This is a genomic window from Enterobacter cloacae complex sp. IR53041 (assembly GCF_049238285.1).
Classification (GTDB): Bacteria; Pseudomonadota; Gammaproteobacteria; order Enterobacterales; family Enterobacteriaceae; genus Enterobacter; species Enterobacter roggenkampii.
Genome location: NZ_JBMKHB010000013.1, coordinates 41,867 through 54,993, shown reverse-complemented (window position 1 = coordinate 54,993; position 13,127 = coordinate 41,867). Strand labels below are relative to the sequence as shown.

Annotated in this window: 15 protein-coding genes; 2 read left to right on the top strand and 13 right to left on the bottom strand. The window is 58.1% G+C overall.

All coding sequences use genetic code 11. The features are described 5' to 3' along the window. Window positions 1–67 precede the first annotated feature (67 nt). The 10 genes from pepB to trmJ all read right to left on the bottom strand — a co-directional run bounded on the left by pepB (window position 68) and on the right by trmJ (window position 7,945). Window positions 68–1,354, bottom strand: a complete 1,287-nt coding sequence (gene pepB / locus ACOTXF_RS11405; protein ID WP_032663032.1) for an aminopeptidase PepB — start codon at window positions 1,352–1,354, stop codon at window positions 68–70. Between the two features lie 60 nt (window positions 1,355–1,414). After that, entirely contained in the window at window positions 1,415–1,615 is a 201-nt protein-coding gene (iscX, locus tag ACOTXF_RS11400; protein ID WP_003860650.1) for a Fe-S cluster assembly protein IscX, read from the bottom strand. A 1-nt stretch (window position 1,616) separates the two neighbouring features. Further along, window positions 1,617–1,952: an ISC system 2Fe-2S type ferredoxin gene (gene fdx / locus ACOTXF_RS11395; protein WP_003860652.1), complete on the bottom strand. Its 336-nt coding sequence runs from the start codon at window positions 1,950–1,952 to the stop codon at window positions 1,617–1,619. A gap of 1 nt (window position 1,953) precedes the next feature. Then, a complete protein-coding gene (gene hscA / locus ACOTXF_RS11390) occupies window positions 1,954–3,804 on the bottom strand; it encodes a Fe-S protein assembly chaperone HscA (protein ID WP_045416243.1) in 1,851 nt (616 codons plus the stop codon). Window positions 3,805–3,818: 14 nt separating this feature from the next. Beyond that, window positions 3,819–4,334 carry a co-chaperone HscB gene (gene hscB, locus ACOTXF_RS11385; RefSeq protein WP_048962905.1) on the bottom strand — a complete coding sequence of 172 codons (516 nt, stop codon included), beginning with the start codon at window positions 4,332–4,334 and terminating at the stop codon, window positions 3,819–3,821. Between the two features lie 80 nt (window positions 4,335–4,414). Continuing rightward, a complete protein-coding gene (gene iscA / locus ACOTXF_RS11380; protein WP_008502156.1) occupies window positions 4,415–4,738 on the bottom strand; it encodes an iron-sulfur cluster assembly protein IscA in 324 nt (107 codons plus the stop codon). Window positions 4,739–4,751: 13 nt separating this feature from the next. After that, entirely contained in the window at window positions 4,752–5,138 is a 387-nt protein-coding gene (gene iscU, locus ACOTXF_RS11375) for a Fe-S cluster assembly scaffold IscU (RefSeq protein WP_003860661.1), read from the bottom strand. A gap of 24 nt (window positions 5,139–5,162) precedes the next feature. Then, window positions 5,163–6,377 carry a cysteine desulfurase gene (iscS, locus tag ACOTXF_RS11370; RefSeq protein WP_048962906.1) on the bottom strand — a complete coding sequence of 405 codons (1,215 nt, stop codon included), beginning with the start codon at window positions 6,375–6,377 and terminating at the stop codon, window positions 5,163–5,165. Window positions 6,378–6,496: 119 nt separating this feature from the next. Beyond that, window positions 6,497–6,988: a Fe-S cluster assembly transcriptional regulator IscR gene (gene iscR, locus ACOTXF_RS11365; protein WP_008502158.1), complete on the bottom strand. Its 492-nt coding sequence runs from the start codon at window positions 6,986–6,988 to the stop codon at window positions 6,497–6,499. A 231-nt stretch (window positions 6,989–7,219) separates the two neighbouring features. Beyond that, the gene (gene trmJ, locus ACOTXF_RS11360; protein WP_049027654.1) at window positions 7,220–7,945 is read right to left on the bottom strand and encodes a tRNA (cytosine(32)/uridine(32)-2'-O)-methyltransferase TrmJ; all 726 of its coding nucleotides are present in this window, start codon (window positions 7,943–7,945) and stop codon (window positions 7,220–7,222) included. A 131-nt stretch (window positions 7,946–8,076) separates the two neighbouring features. Here trmJ and suhB point away from each other — a divergent pair, with 131 nt between their 5' ends. Continuing rightward, window positions 8,077–8,880 (top strand): inositol-1-monophosphatase, encoded by an 804-nt coding sequence (gene suhB / locus ACOTXF_RS11355; protein ID WP_003860668.1) that lies wholly within the window; start codon window positions 8,077–8,079, stop codon window positions 8,878–8,880. Between the two features lie 59 nt (window positions 8,881–8,939). Here the strand turns inward: suhB and ACOTXF_RS11350 are convergent, their stop codons facing one another. Together ACOTXF_RS11350 and ACOTXF_RS11345 are read right to left on the bottom strand one after the other, a co-directional pair. After that, a complete protein-coding gene (locus tag ACOTXF_RS11350; RefSeq protein WP_032675342.1) occupies window positions 8,940–9,920 on the bottom strand; it encodes a nickel/cobalt transporter in 981 nt (326 codons plus the stop codon). Further along, on the bottom strand, window positions 9,911–10,549 hold the full coding sequence (locus ACOTXF_RS11345; RefSeq protein WP_023294322.1) for a DUF1007 family protein: 639 nt from the start codon (window positions 10,547–10,549) through the stop codon (window positions 9,911–9,913). Before ACOTXF_RS11345 ends, ACOTXF_RS11350 begins: the two co-directional genes overlap by 10 nt. A gap of 125 nt (window positions 10,550–10,674) precedes the next feature. Between ACOTXF_RS11345 and csiE the strand changes: the two genes are divergently transcribed. Continuing rightward, complete coding sequence (gene csiE, locus ACOTXF_RS11340) at window positions 10,675–11,952, top strand: stationary phase inducible protein CsiE (RefSeq protein ID WP_008502162.1); 1,278 nt, start codon at window positions 10,675–10,677, stop codon at window positions 11,950–11,952. On the opposite strand, the gene ACOTXF_RS11335 is transcribed toward csiE, so the two are convergent. Further along, window positions 11,947–13,092: a 3-phenylpropionate MFS transporter gene (locus ACOTXF_RS11335; protein ID WP_048962064.1), complete on the bottom strand. Its 1,146-nt coding sequence runs from the start codon at window positions 13,090–13,092 to the stop codon at window positions 11,947–11,949. The genes csiE and ACOTXF_RS11335 overlap by 6 nt on opposite strands. Window positions 13,093–13,127 lie beyond the last annotated feature (35 nt).

Genomic DNA, 13,127 nt, shown 5'->3' with positions numbered 1-13,127 from the left:
CGCTACGCTTGCACGGGCCTACGGGTTTTGTAGGCCGGGTAAGCGTAGCGCCACCCGGCAAAAAAGATTACTCAGCCGTCAGCAGGTTCGCCACGGTACGCACGCCCAGACCGGTCGCGCCTGCGGACCACTGCTCAACCGCCGCTTTACGGTACGTCGCGGAGCAGTCGATGTGCAACCAGCCCTCGTGGTAGTTCTCAACGAAGTGAGACAGGAAGCCTGCCGCCGTGCTTGCCCCCGCCGGGTACGCCGCGCTGGCAGTGTTGTTCAGCTCGGCAAAGTTAGACGGCAGCTGGCTGCGGTGGAACTCGGCCAGCGGCAGGCGCCAGAACGGCTCGTTCTCTGCGGCAGCGCTCGCCAGCAGGCGTGCGGCCAGCTTGTCGTCAAAGCTGAACAGCGCGTGGTAGTCGTTACCCAGCGCGGTTTTCGCCGCACCGGTCAGAGTCGCCATGTCGATGATCAGCTCAGGCTTCTGGGCAGATGCGTCGATCAGGCCATCGGCCAGCACCAGACGGCCTTCGGCGTCAGTGTTCATCACCTCAACGTTTTTGCCGTTACGGTAGCGAATGATGTCACCCAGCTTGAAGGCGTTACCGCTGACCATGTTGTCCGCGCAGCACAGGTACAGCTTCACGCGCTTTTTCAGACCGCGGGTGATGGCAAAGGCCAGCGCGCCGGTGATGGTGGCCGCGCCGCCCATGTCGGACTTCATGGAGTCCATGAACGCGCTCTGCTTCAGGCTGTAGCCGCCGGTGTCGAAGGTGATGCCTTTACCTACCAGGCAGGCAAAGACAGGGGCGTCTTTATCGCCGGTTGGGTTGTAGTCCAGCGCCAGCAGCACCGGAGGACGCTCGGAGCCGCGGCCCACGGTGTGGATACCCATGTAGTTCTGCTCGCGCAGGTCTTCTCCCTTGGTGATGCGATAGGACATCTTGTCGCCCGCCACGCCGCACAGGAGATCAACGGCGCGCTGCGCCAGCTGCTCAGGGCCTAACTCTTCCGCCGGGGCGTTGATGGTGTCGCGTACCCAGTCGATGATGTTGAGGCGGCTTTCCAGCTCTTTCTGACCGGCTTCGTCGAGGTTCGCCCACTCAATTTTGCGGGTGCCTTTCGGCCCTTTATAGCCCGCCCAGAACGCCCAGCTGCGGTCGGTGTCCCACCCTTCGCCTTCCAGCGAGACATGCTTAATGCCCAGACCGTCAATTTTACGCGCGGCGCGCTGGATCAGGCCCAAATCATCATTGCCCGTCAGGTGCAGGGTAATACCGTCGTTATTAATGCTGTAGGTGGCTTTCTCGCCCCAGCGCGCGTCGGCAGGCTGATTCGAGAGCGTAATCTTCATCGCTTCGGTCATTTTATTTTTCCTTATTAGCAACTAGCAAACGGGCCGCCTGAAGGCAGCCCGTTTTGTTATTTATTCTGCTTCATCTAACCAGACTAACAGAATCGCCTCCAGAATTTTTTCATTGGATGCGTTTGGATCGTCGTCGAAATCCTCTAAATCGCAGATCCACTGATGCATATCGGTGAATCGTACGGTCTTCGGATCGAGATCCGGGTTCGCGTCGTAGAGCGCTTCGCCGATTTCACGGCTGTCTGTCCACTTCAGTCCCATATTAATGCTCGCGTGCGTGGTTGATGGTGTAGCGTGGGAACTCCACGACCAGATCTTCATCGGTCACCGCTGCCTGGCAGCTTAAGCGGCTGTCTGGCTCCAGACCCCATGCTTTATCCAGCATGTCGTCTTCGTCTTCGGTGCTCTCGGCAAGAGAGTCAAAACCTTCACGCACGATGCAGTGGCAGGTGGTGCAGGCACAGGATTTTTCACAGGCGTGTTCCACTTCGATACCTGCACGCAGGGCAACATCGAGAATGGTTTCACCGGTCTTCGCTTCCAGAACAGCGCCATCCGGACAGAGGTCCGCATGAGGCAAAATTACAATCTTTGGCATATTAAACCTCGTCCACGGACTGGCCTTTCAGCGCGACGCGGACAGATTTGTCCATGCGGCGAGCAGCAAAGTCCTGGGTTTGTTTATCAACGTTTTTAATGGCTTCTTCTATTGCGTCAGCGTCATCGCCTACCGCGACAGCGCTTAAGCGCGCGGCAGCGTCGTCAATCACCTGGCGCTCGGCGGCGCTTAACAGCGCGGCGTCGGCAGCGAGCGCGCCGTTCAGGCTCTCCAGCACGCGTGCGGCTTCCACTTTTTGTTCCGCCAGCATACGCGCCTTCACATCCTGCTCGGCGTAGCTCATTGAGTCCTGAATCATGGAGGCGATTTCGCCATCGGTCAGGCCGTAGGACGGCTTAACCTGAATAGACGACTCGACACCGGTCGATTTTTCCATCGCCGTGACGCTCAGCAGGCCGTCCGCATCCACCTGGAAGGTGACGCGAATGTGCGCCCCGCCCGCAGGCAGCGCCGGGATTCCGCGCAGCGCAAAGCGGGCCAGAGAACGGCAGTCCTGCACCAGCTCGCGTTCGCCCTGCATCACGTGGATGGACATCGCGGTCTGGCCGTCTTTAAAGGTGGTGAACTCCTGCGCGCGCGCCACCGGAATGGTGGTGTTACGCGGGATCACTTTCTCCACCAGGCCGCCCATGGTTTCTAAGCCCAGCGACAGCGGGATGACGTCCAGCAGCAGCATTTCGCTGTCCGGCTTGTTGCCAACCAGAATATCGGCCTGAATCGCGGCGCCGACGGCGACCACTTTGTCCGGGTCGATGGAGGTCAGCGGCGTGTGGCCAAAGAATTCGCCCACGCGCTCACGCACCAGCGGCACGCGGGTCGAACCGCCCACCATGACCACTTCCAGCACTTCGTTGGCCTCAACGCCGGCATCTTTCAATGCGCGACGGCAGGCCAGTAAGGTGCGTTTCACCAGCGGGGCAATGAGATCGTTAAACTGGTCGCGGGTGATGTCACCCTGCCAGCCCGCAACATTGACGGTGACGCTCTGCGCATCGCTCAGGGCAATTTTGGCGTCGATGGCCGCATCCAGCAGTTCACGCTGTATGCGCGCATCGCTGCGATCGCTGATGCCTGCCTGCTCGCGGATGTAGTCCGCCAGCAGATGGTCGAAGTCATCGCCGCCCAGCGCGGAATCCCCGCCGGTCGCCAGCACTTCAAATACCCCGCGGCTCAGGCGCAGGATAGAGATATCAAATGTCCCGCCGCCGAGATCGTAAACCGCGATCACCCCTTCCTGACCGGAATCGAGGCCGTAGGCAATCGCCGCCGCCGTCGGTTCGTTCAGCAGACGCAGAACGTGCAGGCCCGCCAGACGCGCGGCGTCTTTCGTGCCCTGACGCTGTGCATCATCAAAGTAGGCAGGAACGGTGATCACCACGCCGTCCAGATCGCCGCCGAGCGTGGCCGTGGCACGCTCCGCCAGCGCTTTGAGGATGTCAGCGGAAACACGAATCGGGTTCAGCAGACCGGCCGCGGTCGCAATCATCGGCAGGCCGTTTTCACTGGCCTGCAGCTGATACGGCAGATGCGGGTAGCGGGTCTGAATATCGGCCAGCGAGCGGCCCATCATGCGCTTGACGGAGCTGATGGTGTTTGCCGGATCGCGCGCGGCGTTAGCGCGGGCGTCATAGCCGACCGCGTGACCCTGCTGCTGGTAGTGGACCACGGAAGGCAGCAGATGGCGGCCCTGCTCGTCAGCCAGCGTTTCCGCCTGGCCGCTGCGCACGGTCGCCACGAGGGAATTGGTGGTGCCCAGATCGATACCCACCGCCAGACGACGCTGGTGCGGTGCGGCACTTAAGCCAGGCTCACTAATTTGTAATAAGGCCATAATTGCTTCCGAAATTAAAAATCGAGCAGCTTTTCTTCGAGTTGTTCAGCACTGCTTCGCAGTTTATCGAGAAAACGGAGTTTGCGCACAGTATCTGCCGCCACGTCCCAGGTCTCGTTGTTCAGTTGCTCCACCATCTGCTGATGGCGGGTATCGAACATGCCCTTCACGCGCGTGATGAAGCTTTCCAGACGCGCTTCGTCTTTGGCCTGTTCAATCTCATCCAGCTCTTCGCGCAGCTCCAGCTGCTCCATCAGAAACGCCGTGTCGCGCACGGTGTGCTGTTCGCTCGCCAGATCAAAACCGTGGAGCGAGAGCAGATACTCAGCGCGCGCCAGCGGATGGCGCAACGTCTGCCAGGCCTGGTTGATGATCGCGGATTGCGACACCGCAGCCAGCTGCTCTGCCTGAGTACCGCTCGCGAATTTGTCCGGATGGTACTGACGCTGCAGATCCTGAAAACGGATCGTCAGCGCCTGAAGATCGATCGGGTATTGAGCGGGTAGTCCGAAGAGAGTGAAGTAATCCATAACAATCTCAGGGGTAGCCTGTTAGAACAAACCCCACGCGTAGCGGGTAACGCCACGGTGGGGTTTCGGATGACGCGCGGTTAAACGTGGAAGCTTTCGCCGCAACCACACTCGTCTTTGACGTTCGGGTTCGTAAATTTGAACCCTTCGTTCAGGCCTTCTTTGACGAAGTCCAGCTGAGTGCCGTTGAGGAATTGCAGGCTTTTGCCATCGACCACCACCTTCACGCCCTTGTCTTCAAACACGATGTCGTCAGACGCCGGCTCGTCAACAAACTCCAGTACGTAAGCCATACCAGAACAGCCGGAGGTACGTACGCCCAGTCGCAGGCCAAAGCCTTTACCACGGTTCGCCAGAAAAGAGCTTACTCGCGCGGCAGCGCTGTCGCTAAGGGTAATCGACATACTCAAACCTCAATTATTTTGCTTCACGTTTGCTTTTGTAATCCGCAATGGCGGCTTTGATCGCGTCTTCTGCCAGAATTGAGCAGTGAATTTTCACCGGTGGCAGTTCGAGTTCTTCAGCAATATCCGTGTTCTTGATTGCCTGTGCTTCGTCCAGAGACTTGCCCTTCACCCATTCGGTGACGAGGGAGCTGGACGCGATAGCAGAACCGCAGCCGTAGGTCTTGAAGCGCGCGTCTTCAATGATACCTTCATTGTTGACTTTAATCTGCAACTTCATCACGTCGCCACACGCTGGCGCACCGACCATGCCGCTACCAACAGATTCGTCGCTGTTGTCAAAAGAGCCAACGTTGCGCGGGTTTTCGTAATGATCGATGACTTTTTCGCTGTATGCCATGATTGAATTCTCCTTATGTACCGATTAGTGATGTGACCATTCAATGCTGTTCAGATCCACGCCCTGCTTGAACATTTCCCACAGTGGAGAAAGGTCGCGCAGACGGCCAATGGAGTTGCGAACCAGCTTGATGGTGTAGTCAATCTCTTCTTCGGTAGTGAAACGACCTAAAGAGAAACGGATAGAGCTGTGTGCCAGCTCGTCAGTCATACCCAGCGCGCGCAGCACGTAGGATGGCTCAAGGCTTGCAGACGTACAGGCAGAACCGGAAGAAACCGCCAGGTCTTTCAGCGCCATGATCAGCGACTCGCCTTCAACATAGTTGAAGCTGACGTTGAGGATGTTCGGTGCGCCCTGCTCGAGATCGCCGTTCAGATACACTTCTTCCATATCTTTCACGCCGTCCCACAGACGGTTACGCAGCGTGCGCAGGCGTGCCATCTCGGTTTCCATCTCTTCTTTTGCAATGCGGTAGGCTTCGCCCATGCCCACGATCTGGTGAACAGGCAGCGTACCGGAACGCATGCCGCGCTCGTGACCACCGCCGTGCATCTGTGCTTCGATGCGGATACGCGGTTTACGACGAACGTACAGCGCGCCGATGCCTTTCGGGCCATAGATTTTGTGGCCGGAGAAGGACATCAGGTCAACTTTCAGCTGGCTCAGGTCGATAGGCAGTTTGCCCACGCTCTGGGTCGCGTCCACGTGGTAGATGATACCGCGCGCGCGGCACATTTCGCCGATGGTCGCGATGTCTTGTACCACGCCGATTTCGTTGTTGACGTGCATGATGGAGACCAGAATGGTGTCATCACGCATGGCCGCTTCGAGCTCTTTCAGATCGATAATGCCGTTTCTCTGTGGCGCCAGATAGGTGACTTCGTACCCTTCACGCTCCAGCTGGCGGCAGGTGTCCAGCACGGCTTTGTGTTCGGTTTTGCTGGTGATAATGTGCTTGCCTTTTTTCTGATAAAAGTTGGCTGCACCTTTGATCGCCAGGTTGTCGGATTCGGTCGCACCGGAGGTGAAAACAATCTCACGCGGGTCGGCACCCACCAGGTCAGCAATCTGATTACGGGCGATATCAACCGCCTCTTCAGCATGCCAGCCAAAACGGTGTGAACGGGAAGCTGGGTTACCAAAGTTTCCGTCCAGGGTCAGACACTGCATCATTTTCTCGGCAACACGCGGGTCCACCGGCGTGGTTGCGGAGTAATCGAGATAAATCGGTAATTTCATTGCTCTTTAAACTCCGTACATCGCTTCAATGCAAGGAATCAGGCAACCGGCTGGATGTACGACCGAGTTCACGGGGCGAGTCTACGCCCCGGCCTGATTCTGAAATACTTATCGTTTTATTACGCGCGTAATTTGACGTCGATAGCGTCCTGCGCGCGGGTGCTGCGTTGGGAATCATGGCTGTGCTGACGGCCCGAAACATCCAGAACTTCCTGGTTATTCACCAGCTCACCGAGGGTGATGTTGTTCAGGAAGCCGGTCAGACGGTCGCTCAGATCGCGCCACAGCGCGTGGGTCAGGCACTTATCGCCGCCCTGGCAGCCGCCTTTACCCTGGCAACGGGTCGCGTCAACGGATTCGTCAACGGCGCTGATCACTTCGCCAACTGCAATACTGCCCGCGTCTTTACCCAGCAGATAACCGCCGCCTGGGCCACGAACGCTGGAAACCAGTCCATTTTTACGCAGTCTGGAGAACAGCTGTTCCAGATAAGAGAGGGAGATCCCCTGTCGTTCAGAAATATCAGCCAACGGAACCGGGCCCGCTTCGGAGTTGAGCGCAACGTCCAGCATCGCGGTCACGGCATAACGCCCTTTAGATGTCAGTCTCATGTCTTACTTAACCTCAAACTCGCCCCTGCCCGGGGTTTTTTATTGTAAAATGGGGTATTGCATAGCAGGGCCAAGTCTGACATTCCTGACTAAAATGGTCAACTATTTACTTGACTGTTTTAGTCAGGTATTTAACCTTCTGTGCCGTTTTTTGTCGGGTGGCGCTTCGCTTACCCGACCTGCGGTTTTGTAGGCCGGATAAGCGAAGCGCCACCCGGCGAACAGACGACACTACTCTTTATTTTTCTGCTCAATCGACGCCAGGATCCCGCGCAGGATGTTCAGCTCCTGGCTTTCCGGACGCGCGCGGGTGAACAGACGGCGCAGCTTGTTCATCACCTGACCCGGGTGGCCTTCGCGGATGAAACCGGTAGAGAGCAGCGTCTGCTCCAGGTGACCGTAGAAACGCTCAAGGTCGTCCACCAGCGGGTAAGCCGTCTCTTCTTTAGGCTCAACCTCTTTTTCCTGCGTTGCCAGCCACGCCATACGCACTTCATAAGCGATAACCTGCACCGCCATCGCCAGGTTCAGCGAGCTGTACTCCGGGTTTGCCGCAATCGCCACGTGATAATGACACTTCTGCAGCTCGTCGTTGGTCAGGCCAACGCGCTCGCGGCCGAACACCAGCGCAACCGGTGCTTTTTCAGCCTCAGAGACACTTTTCAGGCCGCATTCACGCGGATCGAGCATTGGCCACGGCAGCGTGCGCGAACGCGCGCTGGTACCGACAACGAGGCTGCAGCCGGCCAGCGCTTCGTCAAGGGTATCGACGATCTGGGCGTTGCCGATCACGTCGCTGGCTCCGGCCGCCAGGGCGATGGCCTGCGAGTCTGGCTTCACCAGCGGGTTAACCAGCCACAGGTTCGTTAAGCCCATGGTTTTCATAGCGCGGGCAACGGAGCCCATGTTGCCGGTGTGCGATGTTTCGACCAGCACGATTCGAATGTTTTGCAGCATAATTTTTAATGTCTGGATTCAGTGTCTGAAGAATATTCGGGCATATTATCATAAACGGGAGACATAATCCGATCCCGCTGCTATACTCTGCGCCGATTTTCCTGTTCTTTAACATCCAGTGAGAGAGACCGATGCATCCGATGCTGACCATCGCCGTGCGCGCAGCGCGCAAGGCGGGTAATGTAATTGCCAAACACTACGAAACGCCAGACTCCGTAGAAACCAGCCAGAAAGGCAGCAATGATTTCGTGACGAACGTCGATAAAGCCGCAGAAGCGATTATTATCGAAACGATCCGCAAATCTTACCCACAGCACACCATCATCACCGAAGAAAGCGGTGAACATGAAGGTACCGATCAGGATGTTCAATGGGTTATCGATCCACTGGATGGCACCACCAACTTCGTCAAACGCCTGCCACACTTCTCTGTGTCTATCGCAGTACGCATTAAAGGCCGTACTGAAGTCGCCGTTGTGTACGATCCAATGCGTAACGAACTGTTCACCGCGACCCGCGGTCAGGGCGCGCAGCTGAACGGCTACCGTCTGCGCTGCAGCAACGCACGCGATCTGGACGGCACCATCCTGGCGACCGGTTTCCCGTTCAAGGCGAAACAGCACGCGACCACCTATATGAATATCCTCGGCAAACTGTTCACCGAATGCGCGGACTTCCGTCGCACCGGTTCTGCTGCTCTGGATCTGGCCTACGTTGCCACCGGCCGCGTTGACGGTTACTTCGAACTCTCACTGAAGCCATGGGATTTTGCAGCGGGCGAGCTGATCGCGCGTGAAGCAGGCGCCATTGTGTGTGACTTCACCGGCGGCCATAACTATATGTCTACCGGCAACATTGTTGCGGGTAACCCACGCGTTGTTAAAGCCATGCTGGCCAACATGCGTGATGAACTGAGCGATGCGCTGAAGCGTTAATCCAGTTTGTTAAGCCCGGTGGCGCTACGCTTACCGGGCCTACAAAATCCCTCAGTACGCTAGAAAGGCCGCAATCCCCTTCCCACCGGCACCGCGCTCATCCACATCGTCACCGCCGCCACCAGCAGAATCACTCCCCCCGCCAGCGCAAGCGTTGTCCACCCTATCTGTCGCCACAGCACCGGCGTTTTACTGCCGCTGAGTTTGACCGCCAGCTGACGGAAGCTGTGAACCAGCAGCGCTAAAGACGAAATGGTGAGAGAGGTTCCTGCCGCCATCGCCAGCGCCGAGAGCATTCCCCAGCCAAAGACACCTATTATCTTACTGAACAGCAGCACCATAATGGCACCCGAGCACGGGCGCATCCCCATCGAGAGAATAATCATCAGCCGGGCGCGCCAGTCGTCGCCGTTCTGTAATTGTTCCTGCGTGGGCAGATGCTGATGACCGCAGCCGCAGTATTCATCATGAACGTGGTGCGGCGTAAAGGATTTGAACGTGGGCTTTTTCAGCAGCGCGCGCAGTTTTTTCAGCGCCCGCCAGCAGAGGATCAGCCCCAGCACGCCCACCAGCGCATAGCTGCCCTTCTCCAGCCAGAAGCTGCTCATGTGCAGCTGGCGCGCCGGAAGCTGTAACAGCGAAAGCACCACCACGACCAGCGCAATCGCCACGCCGCCCTGAAGCAGCGAAGAGGCCAGCGTCAGGCCGATGCTCGATTTCAGCTTAGACGGATGGGTGGCAAGCCAGGTGGTGATGACGATTTTGCCGTGCCCCGGCCCCAGCGCGTGCAGAACGCCATAGACAAAACTGAACGCCAGCAGCGAGCCGCCCGCTTTGGCCGGGTTCTCGGCCACCGCCTTCAGCAGTCCGCTCATCTGCTGGTTGACCTCACGCTGCCAGATAATGCTTTTCATCATCACCTGCGGCCAGGCCTGCCACAGCCACAGCGCCCCGCAAACCGCGAACAGCAAAAAGAGCGCCAGCGGCCAGAGGTGTAGCCAGCGGCGAGACTTCCGAACTGGAGAGGAGATCACTGACATTGTAACGTCACCTCCTGCGCGAACTGTTTACCCAGCTCCATGTCCTCAGGCGGGGCATCTTCTTTATCCAGCGAGATCGCAAAGTTCAGCGTCTCTTCGCTGGGTTTCGGGGTGTGTACGCCAATTTTGCAGCTTTTTTGCAGCGCGTCCGGCAGCCGTACGTCGCTGTCTTTGTCATAGCGCATGTCGACATAGTAGGTAGGGTCAAAAGTGGAAAAGCGGTACGTTTGCCCGGCCAGCGGCTGAGGATGCGCCAGCGGAAGCACGAACGTCAGCACCGCCTGATGCCCGTCACGCGTCATCCCGTATTCCGTTGGACGGTTCTGAAATTTGACCTTTTGTCCGTTATGCCAGAATTCGGTGAAGTAGTGCTGGCCGAGCACGTTGGCCATTACTTCCGCCGCCAGTTTTTTCCAGATGTCGTCGCCGGGCTTCGCGTTTCCCGCATCATAGAGCAGGTCAGCCGAGGTGATTTCATCCATCGTCCAGCGCATTTTCAGGCCGCTCAGCTGCGTGCCGTCGGTGACCAGCTCGGTCTGGAGGCCAATAAAACTGTGAGGGTGGGCGCTGGCGGTGAAGGTGATAACCGCCAAAAATAACGCCATCGCACTTTGTTTAACTGTTTGCATCAATTCCTCACGTCAAAAATTCTGTGATGTTCCCCTGCAATCCTGAGTGAAAGGCCTGCCGGCGCGCTTTTCAGCGCTCATCCTTTAGCTATTCTTATCAAACATTCACACTGGATACCCGACAGATGATGACGACGCTTGAAATTCCATCTGTGCTTTCCAGTTCGCAGCGCCGCTGCCAGGTGCTTTTGATGCTTTACCTGCCCGATGCTGCCGTCACCGCACAGAGCATAATCGCTGCCAACGGCGTGGACGACGCGATGGCACGGCAAGATATAGCCGAGACGCGCGATGAAATCCAGCGCTATCACCGGCTGGATATCGTCACGCACCACGACGGCTGCTACCGGATTGAAGGCACAGCCCTGAATCAGCGTTTATGCCTGCTGCACTGGCTGCGCCGGGCGCTGCGGCTTTGTCCGCAGTTTGTCTCGCACCAGTTTACCCCCGCATTAAAAACCGCGCTTAAACAACTCGGCATCGCGCGCCCGCTTTACGACGATGCGAACCTGCGGGCGCTGATCGGCTTCTGCTCACGCAAGCTGCAGCGCCAGTTTGAATGCCGCGATGTGCAGTTTTTACAGCTCTATCTGCAATATTGTCTTATTCAGCACCAGCTCGGGAATACGCCGCAGTTTTCGCATGCCCAGCGCAGCTGGACCCAGTCGCGGGGAGAGTATTTTACGGCGCAGGAGATTGTCCGCCACTGGAAGCGGCGCGTGCCGCAGGGCGCGCACGTGGATGAACAGCTGTTTCTGGCGCTGCTGTTTATGATGCTCCGCACGCCCGATCCGGTGCTCGATAAGCACCAGCAGGATCAGCGTCTACGCCGGGCCATCGTGCGCATGGTGGCCCGTTTTCGCTCGCAGACCGGAATGAACTTCAGCGATGAGCAGGGGCTGACCGATCAGCTGTATATCCATCTGGCTCAGGCGCTGGACCGTTCGCTGTTTGAGATCGGCATCGACAACAGCCTGCCGGAGGAGATCCATCGCCTTTATCCCCGGCTGTTACGCACCACAAAAGAGGCGCTGTTTGAGCTGGAGGCGGAGTTTGGGCTTCGTTTTTCCGACGAAGAGATGAGCCTGGTGGCGGTAATTTTCGGTGCCTGGCTGATGCAGGAGACCGATCTGCATGAAAAACAGGTGATCCTGCTGACGGGAGACGATAAAGCCAGTGAGGAGCAGATCGAACAGCAGCTTCGCGAGCTGACGCTGCTGCCGCTCAACATACGCTACCTGACGCTGCAGGCTTTTCAGAAAGAGGGGGCGCCGCGCGAAGCCGCGCTGGTTATCACCCCCTACCCGACGGCCCTGCCGCTGTTCTCGCCGCCGCTGATCCATGCCGTTGAGACACTGAACGCGCAGCAGCAAGAACATATTCGCGCCATGCTGGAATCATAGCGACGCGCGGGCGGCCACTTTAGGTCGAACAACAATGGCGGGCAAGGCGACGAGCGCCATCACCCAGAAGACGCCGTGCCCCAGATGCTGATAGAGGAACCCCGCAAACACCGTCATGATCGCGATACTGCCCCCCATTGCCACTGCCGAATAGACGGCCTGCAGGCGAATCACGTCCCCGCCCTCGCGCGCTGCGATATAGCGCATGGCCGCCAGATGGCACACGGTAAAGGTGCCGCAGTGAAGAATTTGCGCCACAATCAGCCACGGCAGATCGGTCGTCCAGCCCATAATCCCCCAGCGCGCCACGCCGCACACTGCGGAAAGCAGCAGCAGGTCACGCGCGCCAAAGCGGCGGAACAGTTTTTTGCTCAGGGCAAAGATAATGACTTCGGCCACCACGCCCAGCGACCACAGATAGCCCACGGCGGAAGCGGAATATCCCGCCCCCTGCCAGTAGATGGCGCTGAAACCATAGTACGCCGCGTGTGCCCCCTGAAGGAGGCACACGCACGCCAGAAAACGCCAGCTCTGTGCGACCAGGCTCCGCCATGCGGGCCAGCCCGCGCTCTCCTGATGGCGACTTTCCCCCTGCGGCATCACCGACGGTCGCAGAAGCATGCCCAGCAGCATCGAGGCAATACCGATACTCAGCAGGGCAAGAATGGCGCGGTAATCGTAAAGACTGACCAGTTTCCCCACCAGCGCCGAGCCAATCACAAAGGCGATAGAGCCCCACAGGCGCACGCGGCCGTAGTCCATGGTGATCTGTTTCTGCCAGGTGTTCGCCAGGGCATCCGTTAAAGGCACCAGCGGTGAGAAGAACAGATTAAAGCCGACCATCACCACCATCAGCCAGGCAAACTTGTGGCTGACCCAGAAGCAGGCCACAAAGACCAGGGTCAGCAGAGCCAGAATGCGTACGGCCTTGATCAGTAAGGAGGGATCGCTGACGCGCGGGGCGATCAGCAGGCTGCCGAGGAAACGCGCCACCAGCCCGGCCCCCAGCAGGACACCGATGGTCTCAGGCGTCAGGCCGATACCCTTAAGCCAGACGCTCCAGAAAGGCAGAAAAATGCCGTAGCTAAAGAAATAGGTGAAATAACTGAGCGCCAGCCAGCGCGTGGAATGCAAGACCATGAATCCCTCCCGAAATCGAGGCCATAGTCTGGCGA